We start from the raw sequence: 217 nt of genomic DNA on the forward strand, positions 1-217 counted from the left end.
GGACGCCGCGAACGCCCCCAGCATCGACGGCACGAAGTGCAGCGTCGTGATCCCCTCCGCCCGGATCACCCGGCCCAGCGCCTCGGGGTCGCGATGCGCCCCCGGCTCGGCCACCACCAGGCAGGCCCCGGTCATCAGCGGCCAGAAGAACTCCCACACCGACACGTCGAAGCCATAGGGCGTCTTCTGCAGCACCCGGTCACCCGGACCGATGCCA

1 protein-coding gene is annotated in these 217 nt (G+C 71.4%); it reads right to left on the minus strand.

What is annotated here, in order from left to right; translation table 11 throughout:
- A partial coding sequence (locus tag FFK22_RS42615) for an AMP-binding protein (protein WP_143957094.1) occupies positions 1 to 217 on the minus strand: 217 nt, incomplete at both ends.

Source organism: Mycobacterium sp. KBS0706, assembly GCF_005938675.2.
GTDB lineage: Bacteria > Pseudomonadota > Alphaproteobacteria > DSM-16000 > Inquilinaceae > Inquilinus.